Genomic DNA, 8,214 nt, shown 5'->3' on the forward strand with positions numbered 1-8,214 from the left:
TGAAGGCTCCGATCGACCCTCCGGCGTGTGGGGTGAGTGGTGAGCCAGAGGTCCAGGTCCTCCTGGCCGGCCGCGGCCAGGGGGAGCTGCTTCTCATCGAGCCAGTTCAGGAAGTCGATCGCGGCACGGATGTCCTTGCGATCGTATCCGTCCTCGTACAGCTCCGCCGGGTCGTCGCGTTCGATGTCCAGGCACAGCCAGCGCACGTTCTCAATGCGGACGGCGCTCGCCGAGCCCGCCTGCTGCTGCCCACCGCGGGGGCAGTTGCCGGACCGGTAGCCGGTCTTGCCGAGCTCGGCCGGGCGTTCACCAACGCGACGGCCGCCGTGCGCGTCGCGCAGCCCGGCAGCGTCGTACGGGCCGACCGGATGGGACCGGCTCAGCTCCTGGCCGCACTGCCCAGTTCGTAGGCGGCGAGGCTGGTCTCCACCGGACAGCCCCCGGCCGCCGATCGCGCGTCGCGCAGGCGGTCCAGGTCCCCGTTGCCGAGCGGCAGCTCATCGGCCGCCGAATCCCAGGTCGTCGCCCCCGGATCCAGCCGCGCGTCGATCGCCACGCGGTCCCGGCAGCGTACGCCTCGTACATGCCGGTGATCACCGCCCAGACGGCCTCTGCATCGGACGGGGAGGCCCCAGGACGGGCAACAGAGGTGTACGTGGCGGGGTTGTCCGGCCCGTCTGAGGAACCCTGATCACCGCCCCGTTGTGGAAGTTGCGACGTGATGCGAGACTCACGCCGCAACCGGCGTTTCAACGGGGGGAGTTGTGGCATGCGCGGCTTACGTGCAGTCGGAGCGGTGGCTGCGGGGCTGGCCCTGTTTCTGGTCACCGGCTGCGGAGAAGAAGGCAGCCGGAGCAACGGCCCAGACGCGCTTGACCCGAAGGCCGACATCACCAAACAGTCCCTCACCGTCTCCATCTGGGACGGCTACAGCCCCGAAGACCTCCCCGCGCGGGTCAAGGACGACCTCGGCGTCCCGGTGAAGATCGCGCACCACGCCACCAACGAAGAGATCATGGCCAAGCTGACGGCCGGCGGCGCGGGCGGCGACAGCGACAGCGGTATCGACGTCGCCTTCGTCTCCGGCCAGTACGCCCAGGCCCTGAACGAGGCCGGACTGCTCGAGCCCATCCACGCGGACCTGATCCCCAACCTCAAGAACCTCTACCCCGAGGCCCAGAAGCTCGCCTACGACAAGGGCAACACCTTCTCCGTCCCCTACACCTGGGGGACGACCGGGATCTGCTACCGCACCGACCTCGTGAAGCAGCCCCCGACCAGCTGGAACGACCTGCTCAACCCACCGCCGGCGCTGAAGAAGAAGGTCACCATGATGACCACCGAGCGCTGGCTGGCCCTCCCTGCGCTCAAGGCGCTCGGCCACTCCGTCAACACCACCAGCGACCAGGAACTCGACGCCGCCCGCACCCTGCTCCTCAAGGCCAAGAAGAACCTGCTCGCCTACGACGACACCACCTTCGGCGACCGGCTGACCAAGGGCGAGTCGGCGATGGCCGAGGCCTGGGACGGCTGGTGCCCGACCAGCGACCCGAAGATCGAGTTCACCGTGCCGAAGGAGGGCAGCGACCTCTGGGTGGACACGATGGTCGTACTGAAGTCCTCCAAGAACAAAGAGGCCGCGCACGCACTCATCAACTACATCCTCGACCCGGAGATCCACAGCTGGGCCGCTGAGAACATCCTCTACAAGGTGCCCAACAAGGCGGCCATGGAGCAGCTCGACCCGAAGGTGCTCGAAGCCAACGCACCGCTGCGTATGACCCCGGCCGAGCTGCTGAAGGGTGAGTCCATCGTCGACGTCGGCGAGGCGGCCACAAAGTACACCCGGCTGTCGACCGAGGTAGCCGCCGGGTCATGAAGCGGTGGCCCCTGACCGGGCCACGGCTCATGAAGCGGTGGCCGCTGACCGGGCCCGGCCTGACCTACCTGACCGTCCTCATGGTGGTCCCGCTGGGCCTGGTACTGAGTTACGCCTTCCTCCGGCGCGGCCGCTTCGGCGGTGTCGTGTACCAGCCGACCATCGAGAACCTCACCCGCCTCGCCGACCCCCTCTACGCCGACGTCGTCCTCCACTCCACCTGGACCGCCGCCCTCACCACCTTCCTCGCCCTCCTGTTCGGCTACCCGACGGCGTACGTGATCGCCGGCCTCCCGCGCCGCCGGCAGACGATCGCCCTGATCGCCGTCGTCCTGCCCTTCTGGACCAGCTTCCTCATCCGCGTCTACGCGTGGATCGTGCTGCTCAGCGGCCCCGGCTGGCTCAACAAGGCGCTGCGCGCCGTCGGCCTCGGTCCGGTCGACGTCCTGTACACCGACGCCGCCGTCGTCACCGGACTGCTGTACGCGTATCTGCCGCTGATGATCCTGCCCCTGTACGCGTCCCTCGTCCGGCTCGATCCGCAGGTGCGCGAGGCCGCCGCGAACCTGGGCGCCGGGCCATGGACCACCTTCCGTACGGTGACGCTTCCCCTCACCCTCCCCGGGGTCCTCACCGGCTGCCTCTTCGTTTTCGTACCGAGCTTCGGGAACTTCGTCGTCCCCGAACTGCTCGGCGGAGGACGGTCGGTGATGGTCGGCAACCTCATCCGCGACCAGTTCCTCAAGGCCCGCGACTGGCCCTTCGGCTCCGCGCTCGCGCTCGCTCTGCTGGCCGTGCTGATGGTGCTGCTCCTCGCGCAGGCGTGGGCGGCGAGGAGGTACGCGACCCGATGAGACACCGGCTGCTGGTGAAGGTTCCGTTCTGGCTGACGTACTTCTTCCTCTATACGCCCGTCGTCGTCCTCGTCGCCATGTCGTTCAGCGCGGGCGACTCCCCGTACGCCTTCGAGGGGTTCAGTCCCCGCTGGTACGGCGAGTTGGCGGGCGACGACGAGATCCTGCACGGGCTCGTCAACACCCTGATCGTCGCGGCCGGATCCGCCGCGCTGTCCACCGTGCTCGGCACCCTGCTCGCGGTCGGCGCGGGCCGCGACAGGCGTTCACGGCTGCTGGACGCGGTGACCCTGCTCCCCGCCGTCGTCCCCGATCTGCTGCTCGCCATCGGTCTGCTCGTCTTCTACGCAGCCGTCCAGCTCACCCTCGGCCTGCACAGCGTGCTGCTCGCGCACACCGTCTTCGGCACCGCGTTCGTCGCCGCCCTCGTACGGACCCGGCTGGCGCACACAGATCCCTCTCTGGAGGAGGCATCCCGGGATCTGGGCGCGACGCCGCTGACGACGTTCGTCCGCATCACGCTGCCGTCCCTCGCTCCGGGCGTCGCAGCCGGAGCGCTGCTCGCCTTCACGCTCTCCGTCGACGAGTTCGTCATCGCGTTCTTCACGGCCGCGCCGACCGAGCCGACCCTACCCGTGGTCGTGTACTCGATGGTCCGCTTCGGCGTCACCCCGGAGATCAACGCGCTCGCGACGCTGCTGCTCGCGGTCAGCTTCACCGCAGTCGTCGCCGCGCAGCGGCTCAGCCGTACGACCACCCATGGCGCTCCGGAGGCGACCGGATGATCGAGATCAAGGGCGTCAGCCACCGCTTCGGGCGGACGCGGGCGCTGGACGATGTCTCGCTGGACATCGGCGAAGGCGAGTTCTCTGCGCTTCTCGGGCCGAGCGGCTGCGGTAAGACGACCCTGCTGCGCGTCCTCGCCGGCTTCGAGACCCCGGACGCGGGCAAGGTCACCCTCGACGGGGAGGACCTGCTCTCCGTGCCGCCGCACCGGCGCCCGGTCAATCTGATGTTCCAGTCGTTCGCGCTCTTCCCGCACATGTCGGTGGAGCGGAACGTGGCGTACGGGCTGGAGCGGGAACGGCTCCCGCGCCGTGAGATACGGGAACGGGTCGACGCGGTCCTCGACACCGTAGGCCTGACCGCGTACGCCCGCCGGCGTCCGCACGAGCTCTCCGGCGGACAGCGCCAGCGTGTCGCGCTCGCCCGCGCGATCGTGAAGCGGCCCCGGTTGCTGCTGCTGGACGAGCCGCTGTCCGCGCTGGACAAGCAGGTGCGGGCGGAGATGCAGCTGGAGCTGAAGCGGCTGCAGCACGAGGTCGGCATCACCTTCCTGGTGGTCACGCACGACCAGGAGGAGGCGATGTCGCTCGCCGACCGGATCGCCGTCATGAACGCGGGCCGCATCGAGCAGACCGACGCACCGGTGACGCTGTACGAACGGCCGCGTACCGCTTTTGTCGCGGGCTTCGTCGGCGCGAACAACCTCTTTCCCGGTCCGGACGGCATCACGGCGGTACGCCCGGAGAGCATCCGTATCTGCGAAGGAGACGGCGACGGCGATCCCGACGCCGGGGGCGGCCGACTTACGGGCACGGTCGTCGACGTCAGCTTCCACGGCGGAACGTCACACCTCGCCGTGCGTGTCCCGGACCTGGACCGGCCGGTGCTCGTCGCCGTCCAGGGCCCGTCTCGTGTCATATCCGGCCAGCAGGTCTCGCTGTCCTGGCCGCCGGACGCCGCCGTCCACGTTCCCGCCAGCACTCCTGTCAGTCCGATCGAGGGGGAAGAGCCATGACCGAGCGCCGACTCACCGTGCTGTTCGTACCGGAGAGCGCCTACGGACCCACCAACAACTGCGTCGGTATTGGCGATGTCCTGCGCCGCCGCGGCCATCGCGTCGTCTTCGCCGCCGAGGCGTCCTGGAAGGGCAAGCTCACGGCGCTCGGCTTCGAGGAGGACCTGGTCGACCTCGCGCCTCCGTCGGAAGGCGAGCAGGACGCGGGCCAGTTCTGGAAGGACTTCATCAGGGACACCGCCCCGGAGTTCCGCAAGCCGACCATCGAGCAGTTGGAGACCTGGATCAAGCCGGTCTGGGAGGAGCTCATCGCGGGCGTCAAGTACTGCGAGCCGCAGCTGCGGGGCATCATCGAACGGGTCCAGCCCGATGTGATCGTCGAGGACAACGTCGTCTGCTTCCCTGCCCTGCTGACCGCAGGCAAGCCGTTCGTACGCATCATGTCCTGCAACCCCCTCGAGCTGAGAACGGGAGACGTGCCCCCGGTCTTCTCCGGTTATCCGGCGGCGGACCGCTCCGGATGGGCTCAGTTCCGGGAGGCGTACGACCGCTCGCACCGCGCGCTCTGGGAGGAGTTCAACGCGTGGGTGGTGGAGCAGGGAGCCCCGGCCCTGCCCGAGCTGGACTTCATTCACGAAGGCGCAACGAACCTCTACGTGTACCCGGAGGCCGCGGACTACGAGCGCGCGCTCGGCCCGTCCTGGCACCGGCTGGACTCCTCAGTGCGCGAGACGGACGAGAAGTTCGAGCTGCCCACTGAACTGCGGGACGGCGACGGCGCGTTGATCTACTTCTCGCTGGGCTCACTCGGCTCGGCGGACGTGGAACTGATGCGCCGCGTCATCGGCGTGCTGGCCGGGACCCCGCACCGCTACATCGTGTCCAAGGGCCCGCTCCACGAGGAGATAGAGCTCCCGTCCAACATGTGGGGCGCGGAGTTCCTGCCCCAGACGTCGATCCTGCCGCTCGTCGATCTCGTCATCACCCACGGCGGCAACAACACGACGACGGAGGCCCTGCACTTCGGCAAGCCGATGGTGCTGCTACCACTGTTCTGGGACCAGTACGACAACGCCCAGCGGATGGACGAGCTGGGCTTCGGCGTCCGGCTGGACACCTACCGCTTCACGGACGAGGAACTGACGAGGACGGTCGAGCGTCTGCTCGCGGACCATGCCCTGCGGAAGCGGCTGGCCGACGTGGGAGCGGAGATACGCCGCCGCGACGGCCTGCGCAGAGCGGCGGACCTCATCAAAGGAGCTGCTTCGTCCACAACATGACGACGAAGGTGTCCTGTCAGCGCCGCCCAGGCGCCCGGCGCTGCCCTGAAGGAACTCGGCGGTGCCGACCTCATCGTCTACACCGCCTCCTCGACCGCCCCCGTGGACGAGCTGCTCACCGGCCTGGGCGTGCACGGGCAGCTCACCCTCGTCGGCGTCGACGCGCGCTCCGTGACCGTTCCAGCGGCCCGGCTCGTCATGAACGGCCACACCCTCACCGGCCACCTGACCGGCAGCCCGCGCGAAGCGGAGGAAGCCATGGCCTTCGCCGTCACCAAGGGCGTGCGCCCGATGCTCGAGCGCATGCCGCTGGAGAAGGCCGGCGAAGCCGTCACCCGGCTGCGTTCCGGAGCTCCCCGCTTCCGCATCGTCCTGGACACTGCCGCCGCCAGCGGCACGTAGCCAGCCGCTTCCGCCCACCCCACGCCTCAGCCACGCGGCGGGCGGCCCCTTGCCTTGCCCCCATACCCCCGGCTCGGCACCTCAGAAGCCTGATGCCGGAGCCACCGACAACAGCGGGGGTTCAGCCTGCTCAGAATGGAGCCACACATGTCCCACCAGGACAGCACGATGTCATCGTGATCGGCGCCGGTGCCTCCGGGCTGGCCGCGGCCACCGCGCTGCACGTCGCCGGCCGCGCCACGGTCTGCCTGGAGGCCCGCGACCGCATCGGCGGCCGCCTGTTCTCCGCCTCTACATCTCACCCCGAGCGGGGCCTCGACCTGGGCGCCACTTGGTTCTGGGACGGCGAGGAGCGCGTACGGGCCCTGGCCGCGCGCAGCGGCATCGAGACCTTCGACCAGCACCTCGCCGGGGACACCCTGCTCCAGGAGACCACCGGTGGTTTGACACGCGGTCGACGGACGGGAAGGGGGCCAGGGATCTTTCAAGCCCAATTTCGATGCCTCCCTATAGACCCAGCTCGTGGACATGTTGAGCAACGCCAGCGACCTCAGAAGTATCCATAAGGACGGGCTCGACGCGATGGCGCCTGCGCGACGAGCTGATTTCGGGGCGGCTCTCGTCGGGGTGCGACTGCGGTTCTAGGGGCAAGATGGCTCCTTGAGGCCGCCCAGACCGCCGGAGTGACGGTGATCACGGACGCCCTTGGCGGGGTGCTGCGTAGGCTTGTGCCGTCGTCGCGGTGGCGTCCGGGAGAGGGCGTGAAGCCCTCCTGTAGTTGCGTGACGATGCATCAGAAAAGTCAGCAAGTGGTCAGCATGCGTCCTGAAAAACCTGGGGGAATGCTGCCCGAACATGCGACTCGTTGTAGGGTAGGGAACCGCCCTTGACCTGCAAAAACGCAGGCAGGGAGCCTAGATCCGGGAGTACCTCGATGATGCGTACCATGTTCAAGTCCAAGATCCACCGCGCCACGGTGACCCAGGCCGACCTGCACTACGTCGGGTCCGTCACCATCGACGCCGACCTTCTGGACGCCGCGGATCTGCTCCCCGGCGAACTCGTGCACATCGTCGACATCACCAACGGCGCCCGGCTCGAGACGTACGTCATCGAGGGGGAGCGCGGCTCCGGCGTCATAGGGATCAACGGCGCGGCGGCCCATCTGGTGCACCCGGGCGACCTGGTGATCATCATCAGCTACGCCCAGGTCGATGACGCCGAGGCCCGTGCGCTGCGGCCGCGCGTCGTGCACGTGGACGAGGCGAACCGGATCGTGGCGCTCGGCGCGGACCCTTCGGAGCCGGTGCCTGGCAGCGGTACGGAGCGCAGCCCGCAGGCCGTGGCGGCCCCGGCCGAGGCCATGGCCGCCGTCACGGTCTGACCACCGCCCCCGGCCTACCGGCCTCTGCCTGACGCCGTCTCGCCGTGCCGCCGTCTCTCGTCGTACCGTCGCGTCGGTCGCCGTAGTGCCGCAGTTCCGTCCCGCCTGAGGAGAACCGATGAGTGACATCGAGATCTGTGACGATCGTCCGCGGGGCCGCCTCGAGGCGTACGCGGGCGGTGACGTCGTGGGCCACATCGTCTACCTGGAGCTGGAGTCGCCCCGGCGCGCCCTCGTACCGCTCCACACCGTCGTGGAACCCGCCCACGAGGGGCAGGGCATCGCCGGGGCACTGGCGCGCGAGCTGTACGTCATCGCCCGACGCGAGGGCGTACCCGTCGCGCCGCTGTGTCCGTACGTCACGAAGTGGGCCGAGCGTCATCGCGATGAGGCGCCCGCGGCTGCGCCGGAGCTGATCCAGGCCGCCAAGCGGTACGCGACGGCGCATCCGGATCGGTGGTGAGGGCCCCGCTGGTCGGCGGTGCGCCACCTGCCGGTGGGTGGGTCGGGGCCGCGCCGGGATGTACGTCCTCGGTCTGGCGCCTAGCCGTAGTTGTCTGGGGTCACCCGGAGTTTGCGCCAGCCGCTGCGGGCGCACATCCCGCCACGTCCCC

General features: G+C 69.1%; 11 protein-coding genes. 10 read left to right on the top strand and 1 reads right to left on the bottom strand.

What is annotated here, in order from left to right; all coding sequences use genetic code 11:
- Positions 1-32 precede the first annotated feature (32 nt).
- On the top strand, positions 33-410 hold the full coding sequence (locus STSP_RS15075) for a hypothetical protein (protein ID WP_157902836.1): 378 nt from the start codon (positions 33-35) through the stop codon (positions 408-410).
- Here the strand turns inward: STSP_RS15075 and STSP_RS39160 are convergent.
- Positions 380-556 (bottom strand): hypothetical protein, encoded by a 177-nt coding sequence (locus tag STSP_RS39160; RefSeq protein ID WP_157902837.1) that lies wholly within the window; start codon positions 554-556, stop codon positions 380-382. The genes STSP_RS15075 and STSP_RS39160 overlap by 31 nt on opposite strands.
- A gap of 240 nt (positions 557-796) precedes the next feature.
- Between STSP_RS39160 and STSP_RS15080 the strand changes: the two genes are divergently transcribed.
- The 9 genes from STSP_RS15080 to STSP_RS15120 all read left to right on the top strand — a co-directional run bounded on the left by STSP_RS15080 (position 797) and on the right by STSP_RS15120 (position 8,063).
- Complete coding sequence (locus tag STSP_RS15080; protein WP_232789642.1) at positions 797-1,879, top strand: polyamine ABC transporter substrate-binding protein; 1,083 nt, start codon at positions 797-799, stop codon at positions 1,877-1,879.
- Complete coding sequence (locus STSP_RS15085) at positions 1,876-2,733, top strand: ABC transporter permease (RefSeq protein ID WP_067277374.1); 858 nt, start codon at positions 1,876-1,878, stop codon at positions 2,731-2,733. The genes STSP_RS15080 and STSP_RS15085 overlap by 4 nt, the downstream gene beginning before the upstream one ends.
- On the top strand, positions 2,730-3,518 hold the full coding sequence (locus STSP_RS15090) for an ABC transporter permease (RefSeq protein WP_067277439.1): 789 nt from the start codon (positions 2,730-2,732) through the stop codon (positions 3,516-3,518). The genes STSP_RS15085 and STSP_RS15090 overlap by 4 nt, the downstream gene beginning before the upstream one ends.
- Positions 3,515-4,534, top strand: a complete 1,020-nt coding sequence (locus tag STSP_RS15095) for an ABC transporter ATP-binding protein (RefSeq protein ID WP_067277375.1) — start codon at positions 3,515-3,517, stop codon at positions 4,532-4,534. The genes STSP_RS15090 and STSP_RS15095 overlap by 4 nt, the downstream gene beginning before the upstream one ends.
- On the top strand, positions 4,531-5,814 hold the full coding sequence (locus STSP_RS15100) for a glycosyltransferase (protein ID WP_067277378.1): 1,284 nt from the start codon (positions 4,531-4,533) through the stop codon (positions 5,812-5,814). The genes STSP_RS15095 and STSP_RS15100 overlap by 4 nt, the downstream gene beginning before the upstream one ends.
- A 102-nt stretch (positions 5,815-5,916) precedes the next feature.
- On the top strand, positions 5,917-6,216 hold the full coding sequence (locus STSP_RS15105; protein WP_232789643.1) for an MDR/zinc-dependent alcohol dehydrogenase-like family protein: 300 nt from the start codon (positions 5,917-5,919) through the stop codon (positions 6,214-6,216).
- 92 nt (positions 6,217-6,308) lie between these two features.
- Positions 6,309-6,782 (top strand): FAD-dependent oxidoreductase, encoded by a 474-nt coding sequence (locus STSP_RS15110; protein WP_232789644.1) that lies wholly within the window; start codon positions 6,309-6,311, stop codon positions 6,780-6,782.
- Between the two features lie 368 nt (positions 6,783-7,150).
- On the top strand, positions 7,151-7,600 hold the full coding sequence (gene panD, locus STSP_RS15115; RefSeq protein WP_067277384.1) for an aspartate 1-decarboxylase: 450 nt from the start codon (positions 7,151-7,153) through the stop codon (positions 7,598-7,600).
- Positions 7,601-7,718: 118 nt separating this feature from the next.
- Positions 7,719-8,063 (top strand): GNAT family N-acetyltransferase, encoded by a 345-nt coding sequence (locus tag STSP_RS15120; protein ID WP_067277387.1) that lies wholly within the window; start codon positions 7,719-7,721, stop codon positions 8,061-8,063.
- Positions 8,064-8,214 lie beyond the last annotated feature (151 nt).

The organism is Streptomyces jeddahensis (assembly GCF_001642995.1).
GTDB classification, from domain to species: domain Bacteria; phylum Actinomycetota; class Actinomycetes; order Streptomycetales; family Streptomycetaceae; genus Streptomyces; species Streptomyces jeddahensis.

Coding starts and splice junctions, on each gene's coding strand:
- STSP_RS15100 (WP_067277378.1), top strand. CDS start 4,531: ATGACCGAGCGCCGACTCACCGTGCTGTTCGTACCGGAGAGCGCCTAC.
- STSP_RS15095 (WP_067277375.1), top strand. CDS start 3,515: ATGATCGAGATCAAGGGCGTCAGCCACCGCTTCGGGCGGACGCGGGCG.
- panD (WP_067277384.1), top strand. CDS start 7,151: ATGATGCGTACCATGTTCAAGTCCAAGATCCACCGCGCCACGGTGACC.
- STSP_RS15090 (WP_067277439.1), top strand. CDS start 2,730: ATGAGACACCGGCTGCTGGTGAAGGTTCCGTTCTGGCTGACGTACTTC.
- STSP_RS15110 (WP_232789644.1), top strand. CDS start 6,309: ATGCCGGAGCCACCGACAACAGCGGGGGTTCAGCCTGCTCAGAATGGA.
- STSP_RS15120 (WP_067277387.1), top strand. CDS start 7,719: ATGAGTGACATCGAGATCTGTGACGATCGTCCGCGGGGCCGCCTCGAG.
- STSP_RS15085 (WP_067277374.1), top strand. CDS start 1,876: ATGAAGCGGTGGCCCCTGACCGGGCCACGGCTCATGAAGCGGTGGCCG.